The sequence below is a fragment of the Mesorhizobium sp. B2-3-2 genome (genome assembly GCF_006442295.1).
Classification (GTDB): Bacteria; Pseudomonadota; Alphaproteobacteria; order Rhizobiales; family Rhizobiaceae; genus Mesorhizobium.
Window position 1 is genome coordinate 361623 of sequence record NZ_VFWA01000004.1, and the last position, 22056, is coordinate 383678.

At 63.8% G+C, this 22056-nt stretch carries 21 protein-coding genes; 15 read left to right on the top strand and 6 right to left on the bottom strand.

Annotated elements, in window-relative coordinates:
- Positions 1 to 35: 35 nt before the first annotated feature.
- The gene (locus tag FJ964_RS13345) at positions 36 to 917 is read right to left on the bottom strand and encodes a LysR family transcriptional regulator (protein ID WP_140550806.1); all 882 of its coding nucleotides are present in this window, start codon (positions 915 to 917) and stop codon (positions 36 to 38) included.
- A 210-nt stretch (positions 918 to 1127) separates the two neighbouring features.
- Here FJ964_RS13345 and FJ964_RS13350 point away from each other — a divergent pair, with 210 nt between their 5' ends.
- Together FJ964_RS13350 and FJ964_RS13355 are read left to right on the top strand one after the other, a co-directional pair.
- Positions 1128 to 2624, top strand: a complete 1497-nt coding sequence (locus tag FJ964_RS13350) for a CoA-acylating methylmalonate-semialdehyde dehydrogenase (protein WP_140550807.1) — start codon at positions 1128 to 1130, stop codon at positions 2622 to 2624.
- A gap of 342 nt (positions 2625 to 2966) precedes the next feature.
- The gene (locus FJ964_RS13355) at positions 2967 to 3266 is read left to right on the top strand and encodes a hypothetical protein (RefSeq protein ID WP_140550808.1); all 300 of its coding nucleotides are present in this window, start codon (positions 2967 to 2969) and stop codon (positions 3264 to 3266) included.
- Positions 3267 to 3350: 84 nt separating this feature from the next.
- On the opposite strand, the gene FJ964_RS13360 is transcribed toward FJ964_RS13355, so the two are convergent.
- Positions 3351 to 3995, bottom strand: a complete 645-nt coding sequence (locus FJ964_RS13360) for a GntR family transcriptional regulator (protein WP_224713203.1) — start codon at positions 3993 to 3995, stop codon at positions 3351 to 3353.
- Positions 3996 to 4111: 116 nt separating this feature from the next.
- On the opposite strand from FJ964_RS13360, the gene FJ964_RS13365 reads away from it, so the two are divergent.
- From FJ964_RS13365 to FJ964_RS13425, 13 genes are all read left to right on the top strand, one after another.
- The gene (locus FJ964_RS13365; protein ID WP_140550810.1) at positions 4112 to 5005 is read left to right on the top strand and encodes a dihydrodipicolinate synthase family protein; all 894 of its coding nucleotides are present in this window, start codon (positions 4112 to 4114) and stop codon (positions 5003 to 5005) included.
- Positions 5006 to 5077: 72 nt separating this feature from the next.
- Positions 5078 to 6346: an FAD-binding oxidoreductase gene (locus tag FJ964_RS13370; RefSeq protein WP_181172463.1), complete on the top strand. Its 1269-nt coding sequence runs from the start codon at positions 5078 to 5080 to the stop codon at positions 6344 to 6346.
- A gap of 16 nt (positions 6347 to 6362) precedes the next feature.
- Complete coding sequence (locus FJ964_RS13375) at positions 6363 to 7364, top strand: 4-hydroxyproline epimerase (RefSeq protein ID WP_140550812.1); 1002 nt, start codon at positions 6363 to 6365, stop codon at positions 7362 to 7364.
- A 335-nt stretch (positions 7365 to 7699) separates the two neighbouring features.
- The gene (locus tag FJ964_RS13380) at positions 7700 to 8602 is read left to right on the top strand and encodes a branched-chain amino acid ABC transporter permease LivH (protein ID WP_140493067.1); all 903 of its coding nucleotides are present in this window, start codon (positions 7700 to 7702) and stop codon (positions 8600 to 8602) included.
- Positions 8603 to 8606: 4 nt separating this feature from the next.
- Entirely contained in the window at positions 8607 to 10205 is a 1599-nt protein-coding gene (gene livM, locus FJ964_RS13385) for a high-affinity branched-chain amino acid ABC transporter permease LivM (protein WP_140550813.1), read from the top strand.
- On the top strand, positions 10205 to 11707 hold the full coding sequence (locus FJ964_RS13390; protein WP_140550814.1) for an ATP-binding cassette domain-containing protein: 1503 nt from the start codon (positions 10205 to 10207) through the stop codon (positions 11705 to 11707). The genes livM and FJ964_RS13390 overlap by 1 nt, the downstream gene beginning before the upstream one ends.
- Positions 11707 to 12435 carry an ABC transporter ATP-binding protein gene (locus FJ964_RS13395; RefSeq protein WP_140493077.1) on the top strand — a complete coding sequence of 243 codons (729 nt, stop codon included), beginning with the start codon at positions 11707 to 11709 and terminating at the stop codon, positions 12433 to 12435. The genes FJ964_RS13390 and FJ964_RS13395 overlap by 1 nt, the downstream gene beginning before the upstream one ends.
- Before the next feature lie 17 nt (positions 12436 to 12452).
- Positions 12453 to 12800 carry a DUF6867 family protein gene (locus FJ964_RS13400; protein ID WP_140493080.1) on the top strand — a complete coding sequence of 116 codons (348 nt, stop codon included), beginning with the start codon at positions 12453 to 12455 and terminating at the stop codon, positions 12798 to 12800.
- 137 nt (positions 12801 to 12937) lie between these two features.
- Positions 12938 to 14056, top strand: a complete 1119-nt coding sequence (locus FJ964_RS13405; RefSeq protein ID WP_140550815.1) for a branched-chain amino acid ABC transporter substrate-binding protein — start codon at positions 12938 to 12940, stop codon at positions 14054 to 14056.
- 276 nt (positions 14057 to 14332) lie between these two features.
- Positions 14333 to 17791 (top strand): pyruvate carboxylase, encoded by a 3459-nt coding sequence (gene pyc, locus FJ964_RS13410; RefSeq protein ID WP_140550816.1) that lies wholly within the window; start codon positions 14333 to 14335, stop codon positions 17789 to 17791.
- Positions 17792 to 17958: 167 nt separating this feature from the next.
- Positions 17959 to 18219: a DUF2312 domain-containing protein gene (locus FJ964_RS13415; protein WP_140493089.1), complete on the top strand. Its 261-nt coding sequence runs from the start codon at positions 17959 to 17961 to the stop codon at positions 18217 to 18219.
- Between the two features lie 32 nt (positions 18220 to 18251).
- Entirely contained in the window at positions 18252 to 18692 is a 441-nt protein-coding gene (locus FJ964_RS13420) for a DUF4268 domain-containing protein (RefSeq protein WP_140550817.1), read from the top strand.
- 7 nt (positions 18693 to 18699) lie between these two features.
- Positions 18700 to 19011: a hypothetical protein gene (locus tag FJ964_RS13425; protein WP_140550818.1), complete on the top strand. Its 312-nt coding sequence runs from the start codon at positions 18700 to 18702 to the stop codon at positions 19009 to 19011.
- Between the two features lie 63 nt (positions 19012 to 19074).
- Here the strand turns inward: FJ964_RS13425 and msrB are convergent, their stop codons facing one another.
- The 4 genes from msrB to FJ964_RS13445 all read right to left on the bottom strand — a co-directional run bounded on the left by msrB (position 19075) and on the right by FJ964_RS13445 (position 22056).
- Positions 19075 to 19476, bottom strand: coding sequence for a peptide-methionine (R)-S-oxide reductase MsrB (gene msrB, locus FJ964_RS13430; protein ID WP_140525027.1), 402 nt, complete (start codon positions 19474 to 19476; stop codon positions 19075 to 19077).
- A gap of 113 nt (positions 19477 to 19589) precedes the next feature.
- Positions 19590 to 20387: an MBL fold metallo-hydrolase gene (locus tag FJ964_RS13435; protein ID WP_140550819.1), complete on the bottom strand. Its 798-nt coding sequence runs from the start codon at positions 20385 to 20387 to the stop codon at positions 19590 to 19592.
- 24 nt (positions 20388 to 20411) lie between these two features.
- Complete coding sequence (locus tag FJ964_RS13440) at positions 20412 to 21602, bottom strand: VWA domain-containing protein (protein WP_140550820.1); 1191 nt, start codon at positions 21600 to 21602, stop codon at positions 20412 to 20414.
- Between the two features lie 7 nt (positions 21603 to 21609).
- Positions 21610 to 22056, bottom strand: a complete 447-nt coding sequence (locus tag FJ964_RS13445; RefSeq protein WP_140550821.1) for a GNAT family N-acetyltransferase — start codon at positions 22054 to 22056, stop codon at positions 21610 to 21612.

Below are 22056 nucleotides of genomic sequence, written 5' to 3' on the forward strand. Positions count from 1 at the left end.
CGAGTCGTGGAAGAAGCTGCGATGGCCGACATGCGTCAGACGAAAAGATTTCTCTCCCGCTCCACCGCCTTTGTAATGAAGGAGGCAACGATCTGGACGCGGCGCAGCGGCCTGACCGATTCGTGATAGACCAGCCAGTAGGCACGGCGGATGGGCGCCACCACGTCGACGGCCACCAGTTCCGGCATCGAGCGGGCGACGAAAGTGTGCAGGATGCCGATGCCGGCGCCCGACCGCACCGCTTCGGCCTGTCCGAGCGCGGAGGAAATGGCGAAGCTGGTGCGCCAGTCCGCGCTGAATTCGGCGGCGTAGTCGAGCGATGGGCTGACGATGAGGTCCGGCACATAGCCGATCAATGTGTGCCGTCCCAGCTCGGCAGCGGTCTGGGGCAGGCCGTGGGCTTCAGCATAGGCACGCGAAGCAAACAGGCCGAGCGAGTAGTCGACCAGCTTGCCCGCTACCAGCCGGCCCTCGGTCGGCCGCTCGACGGTGATGGCAATGTCGGCCTCGCGGCGAGACAGGGAGAAGGAGCGCGGCACCGGTACGAGCTGAATCGTCAATTCACGATGCAGCGCGGTCAGTGCGCCGAGGCGCCGGGCGAGGAACGCGACGCCAAACCCGTCCGGCGCGCCGATCCGCACCGTGCCCGAAACGTCGTCGCCTTCGCCCGATATTGTCGAGCGGGCGGCGATCATGTCGCCCTCCATGCGCTCGGCAATGTCGAGGAAGCGCTCGCCGGCGGGCGTCAGTTCGCTGCCGGTGGTCAGCCGGCGAAAGAGTTTCGTGCGCAGCGCGTCTTCAAGTGCGGCGATGCGGCGCGAGACGGTGGCGTGATTGAGTTCCAGGCGCTTCGCCGCGCCAAGGATTTGCCCGGCGCGCGCCACGGCGAGAAAGATGCGGACGTCATCCCAGTTCATGGAGACCGTCCGGCAGGACAGAGGGGGGCGCGAAGGAACTCAACCTATCAATCCTTGGACCTCGTCTTTGTGATCCTTCTCATTTGCGAGAATTGATGCTCTCCCGTCAACCGCTGTCTATTCTCCGCACAACGGTTGCGTTCTCCCTCGCGTTGCCATCGGCCTGCCAAAGGCGGACAATGCCCCATCACAAACCCAGGGAGAGACATCATGATCGAATACGGTCATTTCATTGGCGGCAAGCGTGTCGCAGGAACCAGCGGCCGCAAGCAGGACGTGATGCAGCCGATGGACGGCTCGGTGCGCGGCACGGTGGCGCTGGCCTCGCAGGCGGAACTGCGCGCGGCGGTCGAGAACGCCAAGGCGGCGCAGCCGAAATGGGCAGCGACCAACCCGCAGCGCCGGGTGCGCGTCCTGATGAAGTTCCTTGAACTGGTCGCGCGCGACTATGACGAACTGGCCGACATCCTGGCGCGCGAGCACGGCAAAACCATCGCCGATGCCAGGGGCGACATCCAGCGCGGCCTCGAAGTGGTCGAGGTCTGCATCGGCGCGCCGCACATGATGAAGGGCGAATTCACCGACGGTGCCGGCCCCGGCATCGACGTCTATTCGATGCGCCAGCCGCTCGGCGTCGTCGCCGGCATCACGCCGTTCAACTTTCCGGCGATGATCCCGCTGTGGAAGATCGCGCCTGCGATCGCCTGCGGCAACGCCTTCATCCTGAAGCCCTCCGAACGCGACCCGGGCGTGCCGATCCGCATCGCCGAGCTGTTCATCGAGGCGGGTCTGCCTGCCGGCATCCTCAACGTCGTCAACGGCGACAAGGAAGTCGTCGACGCCATCCTTGACGATCCCGACATCAAGGCCATCGGCTTCGTCGGCTCGACACCGATCGCTCACTACATCTATTCGCGCGGCACCGCGTCGGGCAAGCGCGTGCAGTGCTTCGGCGGCGCCAAGAACCACATGATCATCATGCCCGACGCCGACATGGATCAGACCGTCGATGCGCTGATCGGCGCCGGCTACGGGTCGGCCGGCGAGCGCTGCATGGCGATCTCGGTGGCGGTCCCTGTCGGCAACGACACCGCCAACCGGCTGATGGAGAAACTGGTGCCGCGCGTCGAAAGCCTGAAGGTCGGCCCCTCGACGGATTCCGCCGCCGATTTCGGCCCGCTGGTCACCGCTCAGGCGCTGGAGCGGGTCAAGGGCTATGTCGATCTCGGCGTCAAGGAAGGCGCCAAGCTGGTCGTCGACGGCCGCGGCTTCAAGATGCAGGGCTACGAGAACGGCTATTATATGGGCGGCTGCCTGTTCGACAACGTCACATCGGACATGCGCATCTACAAGGAAGAGATCTTCGGGCCGGTGCTCTCGGTGGTGCGCGTGCCGACCTACGAGAACGCCATCAAGCTCGCCAACGACCACGAGATGGGCAATGGCGTCGCCATCTTTACCCGCGACGGCGACGCCGCGCGCGACTTCGCCTCGCGCGTCCAGGTCGGCATGGTCGGCGTCAACGTGCCGATCCCGGTGCCGATCGCCTACTACACGTTCGGCGGCTGGAAGGCATCGTCCTTCGGCGACCTCAACCAGCACGGTCCGGACGCGTTCCGCTTCTACACCAAGACCAAGACGGTCACCTCGCGCTGGCCGTCCGGCATCAAGGACGGGGCCGAGTTCGTCATCCCGACGATGAACTGACCGGACGCTTGTCCGACAGCGCGTCCTGCCTTCGGCTGCGGGCGCGCGGGCCGGCATCAAGGACGGGGCCGAGTTCGTCATCCCGACGATGAACTAGCCGGACGCTGTCCGATAGCGCGTCCTCGCCTTCGGCTGCGGGCGCGGGCCGGCATGACCACCCCAAAAATCTCCGGCCCGAGTCCCCTGGCTCGGGCCGTTTATTTTGCAAACGCTAATGTGATGGAACCGGCGAGGGCGCCAGGACTTAGAGCTACGATCCTGCCCTGGAGGAGGCATGGCAGGCAACCAGAGCGCCGACGGCTGACCGTTAGCATCGCATCGTTGGGCGCAAGGAGGTGTCCGATGGCACAACGTCTTATGTCCATGTTGCTATGCGCCGTGGCGGCGCTATCGATAGGGCCGGCGAATGCAGCCGGCCAATGTGCGGCACGCGCCGACATCGTCAAGGCGCTCGGCGAGAATTTCCACGAAAGCGAGGCCGGGCGTGGCCTGATCAATCCCAACGTGGTCCTTGAGGTGTTCGTTTCCGAACAGGGCAGTTGGACCGTCCTCGCCTCCGACACCAAGGGCCAGAGTTGCATCCTGTCCGTGGGCGAGGGCTGGGACAGCCCGACGATCAAGGCGGCCTTGCCAGGAGCCTGAGCCGCATTGCGTAGAAGCGGTTCAGCCGACGCGTAGTCTTGGGCATGCACTGGCCCCAACCGAGGTCGGTGTCGGCGGCATGCTTCAACGTGTGGCGGCCGCCTCGGCATGGCCGCGCAGCAATGCCATCAGCCGCTTGGCATCCTTTGCGGCGGCTTCCTCGTCACCGTCGACAATCGAGCGGATCAGCGCGACGTGATGCTCGGCCGATTCCGCCAGGCCGGTATCGGCCTTGTAGCGGAACCAGAAGCGGCGGCTGTGGGTCTGCAGCGGGGCGGCCAGCCTGGCCGCGAACGGATTGTCGGCAGCCCGTGCCAGCGCCTCGTCCAGCATCTTGTCGGCCTGGATGAAGGCAAGCACGTCGCCGGAGATGACAGCCTTCTGCATAGCAAGCGCGGCATCGTGGAAGAGGTCGGCTGCGTCGCGGGTGACGAAGCGCGCCGCGGAGCGGGCCAGCACCACCTCGACGCCGCGGCGCGCGTCGAGGACGCGCAGCCAGTCGCCGGGGTGCAGCGGCGCGATGGCGATACCCGCGCGTGGCCGCACGTCCAGCAGCCCTTCCCAGGCCAGCCTCTGGATCGCCTCGCGCACCGGCGTACGGCCGAGCGCCAGCTTCTCGATCAGGCTGCCTTCGGTGACGAAGCTCGCCGGCGCCAGTTCGAGCGTGACAATCATATGCTCGAGCATGCGGTAAGCCTTGGTCGCAGCTGGCTCGAACGCAGTGCTCATTTGCATGGATATCAAAGGCGGTCTCCTGATATATTTTGCATATATCATAGGGGAATCCGTGTTGACAGCGGCTTTCTTAATAGATATACGCCTGATATATCAGAGGAGCGATGACCATGTGGACCGGAGTTTTTCCAGCCGTCACGACCAAATTCACCACGGACGACCGCCTCGACCATGCCGAAATGGAGCGCTGCTTCGGCTTGCAGATGGAGGCCGGCTGCGACGGCATCATCGTCTGCGGATCGCTCGGCGAAGGGCCGATGCTGTCGCATGACGAGAAAATCGAAGTGCTGAAAACCGCGCAGAAGGTGGCCGGCAAGAGGCCGGTGCTGCTGACGGTGAACGAGGCCGGGACGCGCGAGGCCGCCAGCATCGCCCGCCGCGCCGCCAAGGAAGGCGCCAGCGGCCTGATGGTGGTGCCCAGCCCGATCTACCATACCAATGCGGAAGAGACGGTGGCGGCGCTGCGCGCTGTCGCGGAGGCCGGCGACTTGCCGATCATGATCTATTCCAACCGGCTCGCCTACCGCGTCGATGTCACCGTCGACCAGATGGAGGAGCTGGCGTCGGACGAGCGCTTCGTCGCCATCAAGGAATCCTCCGACGACATCAGGCGCTCGACCGAGATCATCAATCGCCTGGGCAGCCGCTACGACCTGTTCACCGGCGTCGACAATCTGGCGTTCGAGGCGCTGTCGGTCGGCGCTATCGGCTGGGTGGCCGGTCTCGTCACCGCGTTCCCGCGCGAGACCGTCGCCATCTATCAGCTAATGAAGCAGGGTCGCCGCGAAGAGGCGCTCGCCATCTATCGCTGGTTCCGGCCGCTGCTCGACCTCGACGTCTCGACCTATCTGGTGCAGAACATCAAGCTTGCCGAGGTGTTCGCCATCCAAACCAACGACCGCGTCCGCATGCCACGCCAGCCGCTGTCGGGGGAGCGCCGCAAGGCGGTCGAGAAGGTCGTCAAGGACGCACTGGCGGTGCGACCGACGCTGCCGGCGTTCTGAGGCTTTCTTCCGAGAGGCGGCGCCCAGGTGACAGGAAGTTCCAAATCGACGGAAGCGCGGCGGCGCCCCGCCATGCGGGCGTCTTCTCCCCGTGAACAGGGAGAAGCAATGGATATCGCCATCGTCGGTGGCGGCATCATCGGCATCTGCGCGGCGGCGTTTCTTGCCGAGGCGGGGCGAAACGTCACGGTCTACGACCGCACCGGCATCTGCGAGGAGACGAGCTCCGGCAATGCCGCCGCCTTCGCCTTTTCCGACGTGCTGCCACTGGCGCACAAGGGCATGATCCGGCAATTGCCGAAATGGCTGGCCGATCCGCTCGGCCCGCTCGCCATCCCGCCCGCCTACCTGCCGAAGCTGCTGCCCTGGCTGATCCGCTTCTGGCGTGCCGGCTCGGCGAAGCACTACGAGGCTGGCCTGGCGGCGCAGGCCGCAATGATGGCGCTCGCCGAGGCCGAATGGATGGGCCTGCTCGACCGCTCCGGCACGAGGCGGATGCTGCACGAGGATGGCTCGCTCGAACTCTACGAAAGCGAAGCCGAATTCCAGGCCTCGCTGTCCGGCTGGGCGGCGCGCCAGCGCTTCGGCATCGGCTTCCGCCATGTCGGTGGCGAGGAGCTGGCGGAGCTGCAGCCCGGCCTGTCACCACGCTTCGGCAAGGGCACGTTCGTGCCGGGCTGGAAGACGGTCGCCGATCCAAAACTGCTCGGCAAGGCGATCTGGGACTATGCGCAATCCAAGGGTGCGCGGTTCGAGAAGGCCCGCATCGCCGGCATCGCTGCGGACGGGAACGGCGCGACGTTGACGCTGGCCGACGGCACGACGCGGCAAGCCCGGCACCTGGTCGTCACCGCCGGCGCCTGGTCGCATCTGCTGGCGCGGCAGCTCGGCGACCGCATTCCGCTCGAAACCGAGCGCGGCTACAACACGACATTGCCAAAGACCGCCTTCGAGGTGAAGCGGATGCTGATCTTCTCCGGCCAAGGCTTCGTCATCACGCCGCTCGACACGGGCCTGCGCATCGGCGGCGCGGTCGAGCTCGGCGGCCTCGAGCGGCCGCCCAACTACGCGCGCTCGAAGGCGCTGCTGCGCAAGGCTCAAGACTTCCTGCCGGGCCTCGATCCTTCGGGCGGACGCGAATGGATGGGATTCCGTCCCTCGCTGCCGGATTCATTGCCTGTCGTCGGCCGCGCATCGGGAAGCCGGCCGGTGGTCTACGCTTTCGGCCACGGCCATCTTGGCCTGACCCAGGCTGCCGCGACGGGACGGTTGATCCGCGAGCTTGTCCTGGGGCAGACTCCGCCGATCGACGTGGCCCCCTTCAGTCCACAACGGTTTTGAATTTTCGAGGAGCGTCATGGCCAGGAAATCCTTCTTCTGCATCGACGGCCACACCTGCGGCAACCCGGTGCGACTGGTCGCCGGCGACGGCCCGCTGCTCCAGGGTTCGACGATGATGGAGCGCCGCGCGCATTTCCTGGCTGAATATGACTGGATCCGCACCGGCCTGATGTTCGAGCCGCGCGGCCACGATGTCATGTCCGGCTCGATCCTCTACCCGCCGACGCGCGAGGATTGCGACATCGCCATCCTGTTCATCGAGACCTCGGGCTGCCTGCCAATGTGCGGCCACGGCACTATCGGCACGGTGACGATGGCCATCGAGCACGGGCTGATCAAGCCGAAGACGCCCGGCGTGCTCAGGCTCGACACACCGGCCGGCCTGGTCATCGCCGAATACAAACAGGTCGGCGAATATGTCGAGGAGGTGCGCATCACCAACGTGCCCTCCTTCCTCCATGCCGAGGGCCTGACGGTCGAATGCCCCGGGCTCGGCGAGATCGTCGTCGACGTCGCCTATGGCGGCAATTTCTACGCCATCGTCGAGCCGCAGAAAAACTATCGCGATATGGCAGACCATTCGGCGGGCGACCTCATCGCCTGGAGCCCGGTGGTGCGGCAGCGGCTCAACGAGAAATACTCGTTCGTGCATCCGGAGAATCCGGGTATCAACCGGCTGTCGCACATGTTGTGGACCGGCGAGCCGACGGTGGCGGGTGCGGACGCGCGCAACGCGGTCTTCTACGGCGACAAGGCGATCGACCGCTCACCGTGCGGCACAGGCACCTCGGCGCGCATGGCGCAGCTCCACGCCAAGGGCAAGCTCAAGGCCGGCGATGCGTTCGTCCATGAATCGATCATCGGCTCGCTGTTCAAGGGCAAGGTTGAAAAGGACGTCACGGTCGCGGGCAAGCCGGCGATTATTCCCTCGATCGGCGGCTGGGCGCGCATGACCGGGCTCAACACGATCTTCATCGATGACCGCGATCCGTTCGCACACGGCTTCGTCGTCAAATAAGCGATTCATCACGCTGCGGAAGGTCGGGAAGGACAAAAAGGATTGCTGTCACGAGCGCAACGAATCGTCTCATCAACTTATTTTGACGGCGATTTCTTCGAAATGGAGCGCATGATGACGCTTAATCGTCAAAGACATTGCGTTATGCCAATGATAGGGTCCGCGATAGTCCAGGGGGCGGGTGCGAAAAAACGGGCAATCGAACGGCGTGCAGTCGCAAACACGCATGACGATCAAAAAATGACGTTGCAATCCCGCCTCGAAACTTTACGACTAGGGGAAATACGAAAAGGAATGCGTCTGCATGGGCGACATTCCAGGGGAGCCATGTACACATGCAGTATTTTGTCCAGCAGCTTATCAATGGGCTGACGCTGGGATCGATCTATGGGCTGATCGCGATCGGCTACACGATGGTCTACGGCATTATCGGCATGATCAACTTTGCTCATGGCGATATCTTCATGGTGGGCGCTTTCACGGCGCTGATCGTTTTCCTCATCCTGGGTGCCCTGTTCTATTCGGTTCCCGTGGTCATCGCGCTGCTGGTGATGATGATCGTGGCGATGCTGCTGACCAGCCTCTACAACTGGACGATCGAGAAGGTGGCCTACAGGCCGCTGCGCGGCTCGTTCCGGCTGGCGCCGCTGATCACCGCCATCGGCATGTCGATCGCGCTGTCGAATTTCGTGCAGGTGACGCAAGGCCCGCGCAACAAGCCGATCCCGCCGATGGTGTCGAAGGTCTACAACATCGAAGGCATCAGCGTGTCGCTGAAGCAGATCATCATCGTCGTCGTCACCGCGCTGCTCTTGGTGCTGTTCTGGTACCTGGTCAACAAGACCTCGCTTGGCCGGGCGCAGCGCGCCTGCGAGCAGGACCGCAAGATGGCGGCGCTGCTCGGCATCGATGTCGACCGCACCATCTCGATCACCTTCATCATGGGCGCTGCACTTGCCGCCGTCGCCGGCACGCTGTTCCTGATGTATTACGGCGTCATCGCCTTCTCGGACGGCTTCGTGCCCGGCGTGAAGGCATTCACCGCAGCGGTGCTGGGCGGCATCGGTTCGTTGCCGGGCGCGGTCCTGGGCGGCCTTTTGATCGGCTTCATCGAGAGCATGTGGTCGGCCTATTTCTCGATCGACTACAAGGATGTCGCCGCCTTCTCGATCCTGGCCATCGTGCTGATCTTCCTGCCTTCCGGCATTCTCGGCCGGCCAGAAGTCGAAAAGGTCTGAGATCATGGCCGTCACCGTATCTCCCGAGCGCGACACCGTCGCCGCCACGCCCATGCAACGCGCCTTGCGCGAGGCCTTCTATGCCGGTGCCATCGCGCTCGGCCTGTTCGTGCTGTTCATCGGGCTCAAAACCGACCAGAACATCTCAAACGAGCTGATCCTGGTGCAGCGCTGGGGCCTGCTCGCCGCAGTGGTCATCGCCACGGCCGTCGGACGCTTCCTCTATGTCGCCTACGGCCAGCCCTTTTTGGCCAACCAGAAGATCGCCGACGTCGCCACCGGTTTGCTGCCGGCCAGCGTGGCGTCGCGCTTCTTCCTCTTTCCAGCCTTCATCGTGGCCGTCATCGTCGCGGCGCTGCTGTTCGTTTTCAGCAGGTCTCTCACCGGCTGGGTAGGGGCGGAGCCGGCCGGCTATCTGCAATTCCTGCGTGCCCTGGCGGTTATCTACGCGCTGGCCTGCGTGATCTACTATTTCCGCGGCTTCATCCATGCCAACTTCACAAAACTCGGCATTGCCGCACTGGTGCTCTATCCGATCATTGTCGTGGGCATGCTGTCGCTGATGTCGTGGTCGCTCGTCGGCGGGCTGCAAGGGTCGCTGAAATGGGTCGATAATTTCGGCATCCAGATCCTGATCTATGTCATGCTGGCCTGGGGACTGAACATCGTCGTCGGCCTGGCCGGCCTGCTCGACCTCGGCTATGTCGCCTTCTATGCGGTCGGCGCCTATGCCTATGCGCTGCTCGGCACGCAGTACGGCCTCTCCTTCTGGATCCTCTTGCCGGCCGCTGGCGCCATGGCCGCCTTCTGGGGCGTGCTGCTCGGTTTTCCGGTGCTGCGCCTGCGCGGCGACTACCTGGCGATCGTGACGCTTGCCTTCGGCGAGATCATCCGGCTGGTGATCATCAACTGGCGCGAGGTGACCAACGGCTCGGCCGGCATTTCCGGCATCCCGAAGGTCACCTTCTTCGGCCTGATGAGCTTCAACGTCTCGGACCCGAACTACATCGGCAAGGTGCTGAACATCGCGACGTCGAGCGCCTATTACAAGATCTTTCTCTATTACCTGATCCTGGGGCTGGCGCTGCTCACGGCCTTCGTCACGATCAGGCTGAGGCGCATGCCGGTCGGCCGCGCCTGGGAAGCCTTGCGCGAGGACGAGATCGCCTGCCGCTCGCTCGGCATCAACACCACGACCACCAAGCTGACCGCCTTTGCCACCGGCGCCATGTTCGGCGGTTTTGCCGGCTCGTTCTTCGCCGCCCGGCAAGGCTTCGTCAGCCCCGAATCCTTCGTCTTCCTGGAATCGGCCATCATCCTGGCCATCGTCGTGCTTGGCGGCATGGGGTCGCTGGTCGGCATTGCCGTTGCGGCTCTGGTCATGATCGGCGGCACCGAGGTGCTGCGCGAACTCGACTTCCTCAAGCAGGTCTTCGGGCCCGACTTCACGCCGGAACTCTACCGTATGCTGCTGTTCGGCATGGCCATGGTGATCGTCATGCTGTGGAAGCCGCGCGGCTTTGTCGGCAGCCGTGAGCCGACCGCCTTCCTCAAGGTGCGAAGGGCTGTCTCAAGTTCCTTCACCAAGGAGGGGCACGGCTGATGAACGCGAACTCCTCCATGAGCGACGCCATCCTGAAGGTCGAACACCTGTCGATGAAGTTCGGCGGCCTGGTCGCGATCGGCGACCTGTCCTTCACCGCCAGGCGCGGCGAGATCACGGCGCTGATCGGGCCCAACGGCGCCGGCAAGACCACCGTGTTCAACTGCATCACCGGCTTCTACAAGCCGTCGGAAGGCATGATCACGCTCACCCGGCAGGACGGCTCGAGCTACCTGCTCGAACGGCTGCCCAACCATGAGATCCCGGCGCGCGCCAAGGTGGCGCGCACCTTCCAGAACATCCGCCTGTTCTCGGGCATGACGCTGCTCGAGAACCTGCTCGTCGCCCAGCACAACAAGCTGATGAAGGCTTCGGGTTATACGGTGCTCGGCCTGTTCGGCTTCAGCGGTTACCGCAAGGCCTCGGCCGAATCCGTCGAACTCGCCAAGCACTGGCTGGAAAAAGCCGATCTGGTCGACCGCGCCGACGATCCGGCCGGCGACCTGCCCTACGGCGCGCAGCGGCGCCTCGAGATCGCGCGCGCCATGTGCACCGGTCCCGAGCTTCTGTGCCTCGACGAGCCCGCCGCCGGCCTCAATCCAAAGGAATCGGCCGCGCTCAACGACCTGCTGATGGACATCAAGAACAACACCGGCACCTCGATCCTGCTGATCGAGCACGACATGTCGGTGGTCATGCAGATCTCCGATCACGTCGTGGTGCTGGAATACGGCCGCAAGATCTCCGACGGCAATCCGCAGTCGGTGCGCACCGATCCGCGCGTCATCGCCGCCTATCTCGGCGTCGACGACGAGGAGGTCGAGACCGTGCTGACCGAAGTCGGCGACGAGGACGTCATCGAGCAACTCGATACCGGTCCCGATGCCGCGCATGGTCCGGGAACGTCGTCGTCCTATCTCGCGGGCCCGGTGAGCGACACGGTCGGCCACAGCCAAGGCGAGCGCGTCACCGTGTCGAAGGGGGCCTCGAAGGCGGCCCAGGTCGATGCGCGAGCGGCGACCGTTGCAAGCAAGGCTGTCGCGCCAGCACCTGCTTCGCGGGCCAAGCCAGCGGCGAAGCCGGCCGCCAAAGCGGCCGTCAAGACGGGGGCCAAGACACCGGCCGCGAAGGCCGCCGGCATCTCGAACCGCCTCGCGGCGCCCCGCGGCGGCAAAGCCGACAATCTCACCCGCATCAAGGGGATCGGCGCGGTCAACGAGAAGAAGCTCAACGAACACGGCATCTTCCATTTCGACCAGATCGGCGCCTGGAAGAAGGCCGATATCGAGGCCGTCGAAGCGTATCTCGCCTTTGACGGACGTATCGCCCGCGAAGAATGGGTCAAGCAGGCCAAGCTGCTTAGCCAGGGCAAGGACACGGAATTCTCGCGCCGCGTCGACGCCGGCAAGGTGGCGACGAGCCATGCTTCCGGTAAACAGGCAGCAAAGCCCGCGACAGGAGCGGGCAAGCCCGTTCGGGCGAAGCGCGGAGGGGGCAAGTGATGGCCGGGAAGACGCTGCTCGATATCAAGGGCGTGCAGACCTATTACGGCAACATCCGTGCGCTGAACGGCGTCGACGTCACCGTCAACGAGGGCGAGATCGTGGCGCTGATCGGCGCCAACGGGGCCGGCAAATCGACGCTGATGATGACCATTTTTGGAGCGCCGCGCGCCCGCGCGGGCACCATCACCTTCGCCGGCGCCGACATCACCCAATTGCCGACGCACGAGATCGCGCGCTTGCGCATCGCCCAGTCGCCGGAAGGCCGGCGCATCTTCCCGCGCATGACGGTGATGGAAAACCTGCAGATGGGCGCCAGCCTCGACAACCTCAAGCACTATGACGAGGACGTCGAGAAGGTGTTCGCGCTGTTCCCGCGCCTGAAAGAGCGCATCGCCCAGCGCGGCGGCACGCTGTCGGGCGGCGAGCAGCAGATGCTGTCGATCGGGCGCGCGCTGATGGCGCGGCCGAAGCTGCTTCTTCTCGACGAGCCGTCGCTCGGTCTTGCGCCGCTGATCGTCAAACAGATCTTCGATGCCATTCGCGAGCTGAACCGCACGCAGGGGCTGACCGTGTTCCTGGTGGAGCAGAACGCCTTCGGCGCGCTGAAGCTGGCGACGCGCGGCTATGTCATGGTCAACGGCAATGTGACCATGAGTGGCACCGGCAAGGAACTGCTCGCCAATCCGGAAGTGCGCGCCGCCTATCTCGAAGGCGGCCATCACTGAGTTCAGGAGTCCTTACCATGCAAGGCATTCTCTACGAGGAACCGTCCATCTGGCAGTTCTTCTTCGTCACCTGCCTGCTCGGCGGCTGGGCGGCCTGGATGACCGGCAAGGCCAGCGCCCAGACCTGGCGCAGCTTCGTCCAGCTGTTCGCCTATCTGCTGGGTCTCGGCATCGGCATCCGATTTATCCATCACGCGCTGTTCAACGGCACGATGTTCTCGCTGCATTACTATGTCGTCGACACCATCGTGCTGATGATCCTCGGCTTTGTCGGCTATCAATACACACGAACCAACCAGATGGTGACACAATATAATTGGCTCTACGAAAGAGCTTCAATCTTGAGCTGGAAACCGAAAGGTTGACGTTCATCATTAACGCCGTTTCGGGGATGAATCGGCGTGACAAGTGCCTGAAAATCGGCAAACTATGCTTTCTGCGATAAGGGTGGGCATCGCATGAAAGCTTCATCCACGCCCACTCCGTTAATGGGAGCGTTTAAATGAAAAAATCACTTTTGTCCGCCGTCGCCCTGACCGCGCTGATCGCGTTCAGCGGCAATGCGTGGGCTGATCTAATGGTCGGCGTTGCTGGCCCGATCACGGGTCCGAATGCCGCCTTCGGCGCACAGTTGCAGAAGGGCGCGGAGCAGGCGGTCGCCGATATCAATGCGGCGGGCGGCATCAATGGCGAGCAGATCAAGCTCGAAGTCGGCGACGACGTCTCCGATCCGAAGCAAGGCATTTCGGTCGCCAACAAGTTTGTCGGCGACGGCGTCAAGTTCGTGGTCGGCCACTTCAACTCGGGCGTCTCCATTCCGGCGTCGGAAGTCTACGCGGAAAACGGCATCGTCGAGATCACGCCTGCCGCGACCAATCCCCAGTTCACCGAGCGCGGTCTATGGAACGTGTTCCGCACCTGCGGACGCGATGACCAGCAGGGCGGCATCGCCGGCGCCTATCTGGCGGCCAATTTCAAGGACGCCAAGATCGCCGTCGTGCACGACAAGACCACCTACGGCCAGGGCCTTGCCGACGAGACCAAGAAGGCGATGAACGCCAAGGGCGTGAAGGAAGTCATGTATGAAGGCGTCAATGTCGGCGACAAGGACTTCTCGGCGCTGATCGCCAAGATGAAGGAAGCCGGCGTTTCCATCATCTACTGGGGCGGCCTGCACACCGAAGCCGGCCTGATCATCCGCCAGGCGGCCGACCAGGGCCTCAAGGCCACGCTGGTTTCCGGCGACGGCATTGTGTCGAACGAACTGGCTTCGATCGCTGGCGACGCGGTCGCGGGCACGCTCAACACGTTCGGTCCGGATCCTCGCCTGATCCCGGCGAACAAGGAACTGGTCGAGAAGTTCCGCGCACAGGGCTTCGAGCCGGAGGCCTACACACTCTACTCCTACGCAGCCATGCAGGCGATCGCCGAGGCAGCCACCGCTGCCAAGTCCAACGACCCGCAGGAAGTTGCCAAGGCGCTGCATGAGAAGGGTCCGTTCAAGACCGTGCTCGGCGACCTCTCCTACGACGCCAAGGGCGACCCGACGCTGCCCGGTTACGTCATGTACGAGTGGAAGAAGGGCGACGACGGCAAGTACACCTACGTCCAGAAGATGTAAGCCTGTCGACATTGACTTCGCGGAATGCCCGGCGCCTTGCGCCGGGCATTTTCTTTTGCGGAGCCGGCGATCGCGCGTTTTATTGGCTGGCGGGGATCCTCGTCTTTTAGGCGAGCGGCGACTTTCCGCTGATGTTCACCCGTTTGGGGCCACGCTCGAGGCGAAGAATCGATTTTAAATCGATTTAAACGTGCGTCAAATTTTGTTTGCACTGCAGCATTTTCACGCTAATCATGGCGCCGCTTGCTCTTCCCTTCCGCTGCTGGAGCCCAATCCTTGGCCATCACGAAGATCCTCGTCGCCAACCGGTCCGAAATCGCCATCCGCGTGTTCCGCGCGGCCAATGAACTCGGCCTCAAAACGGTGGCGATCTGGGCCGAGGAGGACAAATATTCGTTGCATCGTTTCAAGGCCGACGAGAGCTACCAGGTCGGGCGCGGGCCGCATCTCAACAAGGATATGGGGCCGATCGAAAGCTATCTCTCGATCGAGGAGGTGATCCGCGTCGCCAGGCTGTCGGGCGCCGATGCGATCCACCCGGGCTATGGGCTGTTGTCGGAAAGCCCCGAATTCGCTGAGGCCTGCGCCGAAGCCGGAATCACCTTCATCGGGCCCAAGCCGGAGACGATGCGCCGGCTTGGCAACAAGGTCGCGGCGCGCAATCTGGCCATCGAGGTCGGTGTGCCCGTCATTCCCGCCACCGATCCGTTGCCGGACGACATGGAGGCGGTCAAGAAACTTGCCACGGAGATCGGCTATCCCCTGATGCTGAAGGCTTCGTGGGGGGGCGGCGGCCGCGGCATGCGCGCCATCCGTGCCGAGGCCGATCTCGCCCGTGAAGTCACGGAGGGCAAGCGTGAGGCGAAAGCCGCCTTCGGCAAGGACGAGGTCTATCTCGAAAAGCTGATCGAGCGCGCCCGCCATGTCGAAGTGCAGATCCTGGGCGATACCAGTGGCAATGCGGTGCATCTGTTCGAGCGCGACTGCTCGATCCAGCGCCGCAACCAGAAGGTCGTCGAGCGGGCGCCCGCGCCCTATCTCAGCGAGGAGCTGCGCCAGGAGCTGTGCGGCCATGCGCTGAAGATCGCTCGCGAAACCAGCTATATCGGCGCCGGCACGGTCGAGTTTCTGCAGGACGCCGACACCGGCAAGTTCTATTTCATCGAGGTCAATCCGCGCATCCAGGTCGAGCACACCGTCACCGAACAGGTGACAGGCATCGACATCGTCAAGGCGCAGATCCACATCCTCGACGGCTTCGCCATAGGCACGCCGGAATCGGGCGTTCCGGCACAAAAGGACATCAGGCTGAACGGCCACGCGCTGCAATGCCGCATCACCACCGAGGATCCCGAGCACAATTTCATCCCGGACTATGGCCGCATCACCGCCTATCGCGGCGCCACCGGCTTCGGCATCCGCCTCGATGGCGGCACCGCCTATTCGGGCGCGGTCATTACCCGCTTCTATGACCCGTTGCTGGAAAAGGTGACCGCATGGGCGCCGACGCCGGCCGAGACGATCGCACGCATGAACCGGGCGCTGCGCGAATTCCGCATCCGCGGCGTGGCCACCAACCTGACGTTCCTCGAAGCGATCATCAACCACCCGAGCTTCGCCGACAATTCCTACACGACCAAGTTCATCGACACGACGCCCGAGCTGTTCGAGCAGGTCAAGCGCCAGGACCGCGCCACGAAGCTGCTCAACTATCTTGCCGACGTCAGCGTCAACGGCCATCCCGAGACGCGCGGCCGGCCGCAGCCGAAAGCCGATGCCGCCGCACCCGTGGTGCCCTACCTCAACGGCAATGTGCCCGGCGGCAGCAAGCAGAAGCTTGACGTGCTCGGTCCGGAAAAATTCGCCGCCTGGATGCGCACGCAAAAAGAGGTGCTGGTCACCGACACGACGATGCGCGACGGCCATCAATCCCTGCTGGCGACGCGTGTGCGCACGCACGACATCGCAGGCATAGCGGGCACCTATGCGCGTGCCCTGCCGCAGTTGCTTTCGCTTGAATGCTGGGGCGGCGCCACCTTCGACGTCGCCATGCGCTTCCTCACCGAGGATCCTTGGGAGCGGCTCTCGCTGGTACGCGAGGCGGCGCCCAACCTCCTGCTGCAGATGCTCCTGCGGGGCGCCAACGGCGTCGGCTACACCAACTATCCCGACAATGTCGTACAGCATTTCGTCAAACAGGCGGCATCGGGCGGCATCGACCTGTTCCGGGTGTTCGACTGCCTGAACTGGGTCGAGAACATGCGCGTCGCCATGGACGCGGTCGGCGCCGAGGGCAAGCTGATCGAGGCGGCGATCTGCTACACCGGCGATATTCTCGATCCCGCGCGGGCGAAGTACGACCTGAAATATTATGTCGGGCTGGCGAAAGAGCTCGAGGCGGCCGGCGCCCACATCATAGCGGTCAAGGACATGGCCGGGCTGTTGAAGCCGAGCGCGGCGCGCGTGCTGTTCAAGGCGCTGCGCGAAGCGACAGACCTGCCCATCCATTTCCACACACACGATACGTCGGGGCTCTCAGCGGCAACGGTTCTGGCGGCGGTGGAGAGCGGCGTCGACGCCATCGACGCGGCGATGGACGCGTTCTCCGGCAACACCTCGCAGCCCTGCCTCGGCTCGATCGTCGAGGCGCTGAAGGGCACCGAGCGCGATCCCGGGCTCGACCCGCAATGGATCCGAAGGATCTCCTTCTACTGGGAAGCGGTGCGCAACCAGTATGCCGCCTTCGAAAGCGACCTCAAGGGGCCAGCATCGGAAGTCTACCTGCACGAGATGCCGGGCGGACAGTTCACCAACCTCAAGGAACAGGCGCGTTCGCTTGGGCTGGAGACGCGCTGGCACGAGGTGGCGCAGACCTATCATGACGTCAATCTGATGTTCGGCGACATCGTCAAGGTGACCCCGTCGTCCAAGGTGGTCGGCGACATGGCGCTGATGATGGTCAGCCAGGACCTCACCGTCGCCGACGTCGAGAACCCGGCAAGGGACATCGCCTTCCCGGACTCGGTCGTCTCGATGCTGCGCGGCGATCTCGGCCAGTCGCCTGGCGGCTGGCCGCAGGCGCTGCAGAAGAAAGTGCTGAAGGGCGACAGGCCGATCACGGCGCGGCCGGGCTCGCTGCTGAAGCCGGCGGACCTCAAGGCCAGCCGCAAGGAGATCGAAAGAAAGCTCGAGCGCAAGCTCTCAGAATACGAGTTCGCTTCCTGGCTGATGTATCCGAAGGTCTTCTCGGACTTCGCGGCCGCGCAGGAAACCTACGGTCCCGTCAGCGTGCTGCCGACGCCGACCTATTTCTACGGCATGAAGCCGGAAGACGAGGTGTTCGTCGACATCGAGAAAGGCAAGACGCTGGTCGTACGCTGCCAGGCGATCGGCGACGTGGACGACAAGGGCATGGTCACCGTGTTCTTCGAACTCAACGGCCAGCCGCGTCGCGTCAAGGTGCCCGACCGGGCGCATGGCGCGTCCGCCGCGAAAGCAAGGCGCAAGGCCGAACCCGGCAACGAGGCGCATGTCGGGGCGCCGATGCCGGGCGTCGTCTCGGCTCTCGCGGTGGCCGCCGGCCAAGCCGTCAAGGCCGGCGACGTGCTGCTCTCCATCGAAGCGATGAAGATGGAAACGGCGCTGCATGCCGAGCGTGACGGCACGGTCGCCGAGGTGCTGGTCAAGGCCGGCGACCAGATCGATGCCAAGGACCTGCTGATCGCCTTCAATTGAGAGCTCGCAAGAGAGAGCCACAGACTGTCGGCTTCTGTCGGCAGCCCTGACGGCCTGTTCGATAACCGCTTGACCCGCGGTCCCCGGTCGGGCATCGAACCGCAGAAATTTGCGGCGGCACGGTTCCCCCGAGTCGCGGCGAAACACCGATTTTTTTGGAGAAAAACATGGCCGACGATATCACAGAGACCAGCCAGACTGTTGCCGCCGGCCAGTTGCGTGCCTTCATCGAGCGCATCGAGCGGCTCGAGGAGGAGAAGAAGACCATTTCCGACGACATCAAGGAAGTGTTCGCCGAGGCCAAGGGCACCGGCTTCGACACCAAGGCGATGCGCGCGATCATCCGGCTGCGCAAGAAGGACCAGGCCGAGCGCCAGGAGGAGGAGTCCATTCTGGACCTCTACAAGGCCGCCCTCGGCATGGTGTAAGGCGAGGCATCTCGTGACGGCCGGGGTCGGCGATGAGTGAGTTCGACTTCGGTGGCCGAAGGGCCTCGGAGTTCCGCCAACGCGGCTTCTGGACGCTGTTTGCCGAGCGTCACCCGGAAGAAAGGACTCGGCTGGCGAGGCGAGGGCCCTGGTTCTGGCAGCGCGGGCTGCCGGAATTCGCGCTGGTGCTCTCCATGTACGTGGCGCCGAGCGAGAATGTGGTCGGCGTCTTCTTCGGCCGCAACGAGAAGCTTGGCGCAACCGACGTCTGGGCGCGCCTCAGGCGGTTCCAGCCGGCAATCGAGGAGCGGCTGAAGCTCAGGCCGGAACAGAGCGCACAAAACCTCGGCATCAATTCACAGTGGCGGGTCAACTGCTTTGCCGAGGACAATTGGCCGGCCATGACCGACTGGCTGGTGACCGAATGCTCACGTTTCGAGCGCGCCGTCACCGAAGTTCTGGGACAGGGATAGACATCCGGTGACGCCGGGGGTCGTCAGATCCTTCTTTCGCTCACGCTGGCTCGGCCAGGTGCGGCTCGACCGGCTGTTCTGGCGCGATATGGTGCTCGTCGGCACGGCGATCAACATTGCATCGTCCGTGACGGCGCTCATTCTGCTGGGGTTGAAGATGCCGCTCGGTCTTGTGCTGGCGGTGCATTTCGCGCCGGTGCCCTACAACATCTTCCTGACTTCGGCCGTCTGGCGGACGGCGGAGCGAACCGGTGGCGCTAAGGCCTCCCTTGCTATGCTGGGTTCGGCGCTCTGGCTGATCGCAACAGTCGTCGTCTGACAATGCTGCACGAAAAAGGGCGGCCGAGGCCGCCCTTCGCAGGAAATGTTGGCAAGGCCCCGCTCAGGCCGGCTCGAATCTCAGCGCCACGCCGTTGATGCAGTAGCGCAGCCCGGTCGGCGGCGGGCCGTCCTCGAAGACGTGGCCGAGATGGCTGCCGCAGCGAGCGCAATGGCATTCCGTGCGGACCATGCCGTAGCTGCGGTCGGTCGTGGTCTCGATGGAACCGGGAACGGGGTCGTTGAAGCTCGGCCAGCCGGTGCCGCTCTCGAACTTCAGCTTGGATTCGAACAGCGGCTGGTCGCAGCCGACGCAAAAGAAGGTGCCGGCGCGCTTTTCGTGAAGCAGCGCACAGCTGCCCGGGCGTTCGGTGCCATGGTTGCGCATGACGGCATATTGCTCAGGCGTCAGCCGGGCCCGCCATTCGGCGTCGGTGCGGGTGACGGGATAGGTGTGGGTGTCCATGCAGAAAACTCCTCGGCCTTGACGGCTCATTGTTGATTGCAATCTCTATTCGCAACAAGATAGGCGTTTGTTACGGGATTTGCCCGCATTTTCGAGCGCTCTGCCCGCGCTCCTCACGCGATCGCCGTGAGATAGCGCGCAACGGAGGCCGCCAGCGCCTCTTTCGCGCCACCGACAACGTTCTGGTTCCACCACGCGCCGTAGATGTCATCGAATGTGAAAGGCTCCAGCGCGGCCGCGATGCGGCGCACGGCGGCCGCGTTGAGCGGGATGTAGTTGGGATAGCTATACATGAAGCTGACGTGGCGGCGGGTCGGGGTCACCTGCAAGATATCGCCGGCCAGGAGAGCATTGCCGTCTTCGCGCTTCCAGTGCAGCACCTGGCCGCCGGCAAAGTGACCGCCGCAGCGGATGAGCGTCAACGCTGGGTTCAGGTCCAGTATCTCGCCTTGCCAGCTGACGATCGACGGGTGCGGCCGCATGATCCACTGCCGGTCGTCGTCATGGAGATAGATCGGCACGCCGCCAAACGCCTCGCTCCATTCGACCATCACCGAGTAGTAGTGGCAGTGCGAGATGGCGATCCCGGCAAGGCCGCCGCGGCGATTGATCTCGGCCACCGCCTCGTCGGTCACCATTGAGATGCAGTCCCACAGGATGTTGCCGTGCGGCGTCTGCGCCAGCAGTGCCCGCTGACCGATGGCGAAGCGCGGCTCGATGCCGAAGGCGAGAACGCCGGCATCGTCCTTCATCACAAGCCGGTGCCCGGCGGCTAGCTCTTCCGGTGTGGTCCAGGCCTGGCCTTCCCAGCGCACATATTGCCGCTCGTCCTCGCAGATCGGACAGTGCTGCGGGGGCGCTTCGGTCTGCGCGAACTGGACACCGCATTGCAGGCAGAGGAAACAGGTCATGGAACCTCCCGTCATTGTCCCGGCTCAATGCTTGCGCGACAATTGCCTGGTGGCGCTTTCCAGTCCGGCGAGCGTCAGCGGAAACATGCGGCCGCCGAACATGTCGCGGATCATAGCGATCGAATGCGTAAAACCCCAGTTCTTCTGGCTCTCGGGGTTCAGCCATACGGCGTTCGGCCATTGCCGCAGCAGGCGGCCGAGCCAGACGCTGCCTGCCTCCGGGTTCCAGTGTTCGACCGAGCCGCCGGGATGCGCGATCTCGTAAGGGCTCATCGAGGCATCGCCGACCACGATCACCTTGTAGTCCGGACCATATTTGTGGAGGAGGTCAAAGGTCGGGATCGTCTCGGCATGGCGGCGGCGATTGTCCTTCCACACGCCCTCGTAGAGGCAGTTGTGGAAATAAAAATATTCGAGCTGGCGGAATTCGGCGCGGGCGGCCGAGAACAATTCCTCGACGCTTCTGATGTGGTCGTCCATCGAGCCGCCGACATCGAAGAACATCAAAAGCTTCACCGCGTTGCGCCGCTCTGGCCGCGTCTTGACGTCGAGATAACCGTGCTCGGCGGTGGCGTGGATGGTGCCGGGCAGGTCGAACTCCTCCTCGGCGCCTTCACGCACCCAGCGGCGCAGCCGCTTCAGCGCGATCTTGATGTTGCGGGTGCCGAGCTCGACGGCGTCGTCGAAATTCCTGAACTCGCGCCTGTCCCAGACCTTCACGGCCCGGCGGTTGCGGCTCTCATGCTGGCCGATGCGCACGCCTTCGGGATTGTAGCCATAGGCGCCGAAAGGTGAGCTGCCGCCAGTGCCGATCCATTTCGAGCCGCCCTGGTGGCGCCCTTTCTGCTCCTCGAGCCGCTGCTTCAGCGTTTCCATCAGCTTCTCGAAACCGCCGAGCGCCGCGACCAGCTTTTTCTCTTCCTCGCTCAGGTGCTTTTCGGCCAGCCGGCGCAGCCATTCCTCGGGGATATCAGCGACGTTGACGGCGTTTGGGCCACTGAGCGCCTCCACCCCCTTGAAGACATGCGCGAACACCTGGTCGAAGCGATCGATATGGCGCTCGTCCTTCACCAGCGCTGCGCGAGCGAGGTAGTAAAAACCTTCGACGTCATAGTCGACCAGCCCGGCTTCCAGCCCTTCCAGCAGCGACAGATATTCCCTGAGCGAGACGGGAACGCGTGCTGCCTTCAGTTCGAGGAAGAAGGGGATGAACATTTTCTATCTATAGAAGATCATATTCGATGAAGCCGGTGCGGCGCGCGACATGGTCATAGAGCTTGCGCGCCGTGGCGTTGGTTTCGTGCGTCATCCAGTAGACGTTCCTGACGCCGATCTTGCCGGCTTCCTGCTTCACGGCTTCGATCAGCGCAGCGCCAATCCCCTTGCCGCGCACTTCGGGGTCGGCGAACAGATCCTGCAAGTAGCAGTTGTTTTTCTCAGACCAGCAAGAGCGATGGTACAGGTAATGGGTGAGGCCGACGGCCTTGCCGTTGCGGAGGGCGATGAAGCCCTTCGGTTCGAACTCGCCTTGCGTGAACAGGCGCTTCCAGGTGACCTCATAGACCTCTTGCGGCAGCTTCGTCTCGTAGAAGGCAAGGTAAGCGGTCCACAGCCGACGCCAGTCGGCGTGATCGGATTCTGCGAGCGGGCGGATAGTGATCTCGGCCAT

Excerpts from the sequence above, each read along its gene's own strand:
- FJ964_RS13345 (WP_140550806.1), bottom strand. The coding sequence starts at position 917 with ATGAACTGGGATGACGTCCGCATCTTTCTCGCCGTGGCGCGCGCCGGG.
- FJ964_RS13350 (WP_140550807.1), top strand. The coding sequence starts at position 1,128 with ATGATCGAATACGGTCATTTCATTGGCGGCAAGCGTGTCGCAGGAACC.
- FJ964_RS13355 (WP_140550808.1), top strand. The coding sequence starts at position 2,967 with ATGGCACAACGTCTTATGTCCATGTTGCTATGCGCCGTGGCGGCGCTA.
- FJ964_RS13360 (WP_224713203.1), bottom strand. The coding sequence starts at position 3,995 with ATGAGCACTGCGTTCGAGCCAGCTGCGACCAAGGCTTACCGCATGCTC.
- FJ964_RS13365 (WP_140550810.1), top strand. The coding sequence starts at position 4,112 with ATGTGGACCGGAGTTTTTCCAGCCGTCACGACCAAATTCACCACGGAC.
- FJ964_RS13370 (WP_181172463.1), top strand. The coding sequence starts at position 5,078 with ATGCGGGCGTCTTCTCCCCGTGAACAGGGAGAAGCAATGGATATCGCC.
- FJ964_RS13375 (WP_140550812.1), top strand. The coding sequence starts at position 6,363 with ATGGCCAGGAAATCCTTCTTCTGCATCGACGGCCACACCTGCGGCAAC.
- FJ964_RS13380 (WP_140493067.1), top strand. The coding sequence starts at position 7,700 with ATGCAGTATTTTGTCCAGCAGCTTATCAATGGGCTGACGCTGGGATCG.
- livM (WP_140550813.1), top strand. The coding sequence starts at position 8,607 with ATGGCCGTCACCGTATCTCCCGAGCGCGACACCGTCGCCGCCACGCCC.
- FJ964_RS13390 (WP_140550814.1), top strand. The coding sequence starts at position 10,205 with ATGAACGCGAACTCCTCCATGAGCGACGCCATCCTGAAGGTCGAACAC.
- FJ964_RS13395 (WP_140493077.1), top strand. The coding sequence starts at position 11,707 with ATGGCCGGGAAGACGCTGCTCGATATCAAGGGCGTGCAGACCTATTAC.
- FJ964_RS13400 (WP_140493080.1), top strand. The coding sequence starts at position 12,453 with ATGCAAGGCATTCTCTACGAGGAACCGTCCATCTGGCAGTTCTTCTTC.
- FJ964_RS13405 (WP_140550815.1), top strand. The coding sequence starts at position 12,938 with ATGAAAAAATCACTTTTGTCCGCCGTCGCCCTGACCGCGCTGATCGCG.
- FJ964_RS13415 (WP_140493089.1), top strand. The coding sequence starts at position 17,959 with ATGGCCGACGATATCACAGAGACCAGCCAGACTGTTGCCGCCGGCCAG.
- FJ964_RS13420 (WP_140550817.1), top strand. The coding sequence starts at position 18,252 with ATGAGTGAGTTCGACTTCGGTGGCCGAAGGGCCTCGGAGTTCCGCCAA.
- msrB (WP_140525027.1), bottom strand. The coding sequence starts at position 19,476 with ATGGACACCCACACCTATCCCGTCACCCGCACCGACGCCGAATGGCGG.
- FJ964_RS13435 (WP_140550819.1), bottom strand. The coding sequence starts at position 20,387 with ATGACCTGTTTCCTCTGCCTGCAATGCGGTGTCCAGTTCGCGCAGACC.
- FJ964_RS13440 (WP_140550820.1), bottom strand. The coding sequence starts at position 21,602 with ATGTTCATCCCCTTCTTCCTCGAACTGAAGGCAGCACGCGTTCCCGTC.
- FJ964_RS13445 (WP_140550821.1), bottom strand. The coding sequence starts at position 22,056 with ATGGCCGAGATCACTATCCGCCCGCTCGCAGAATCCGATCACGCCGAC.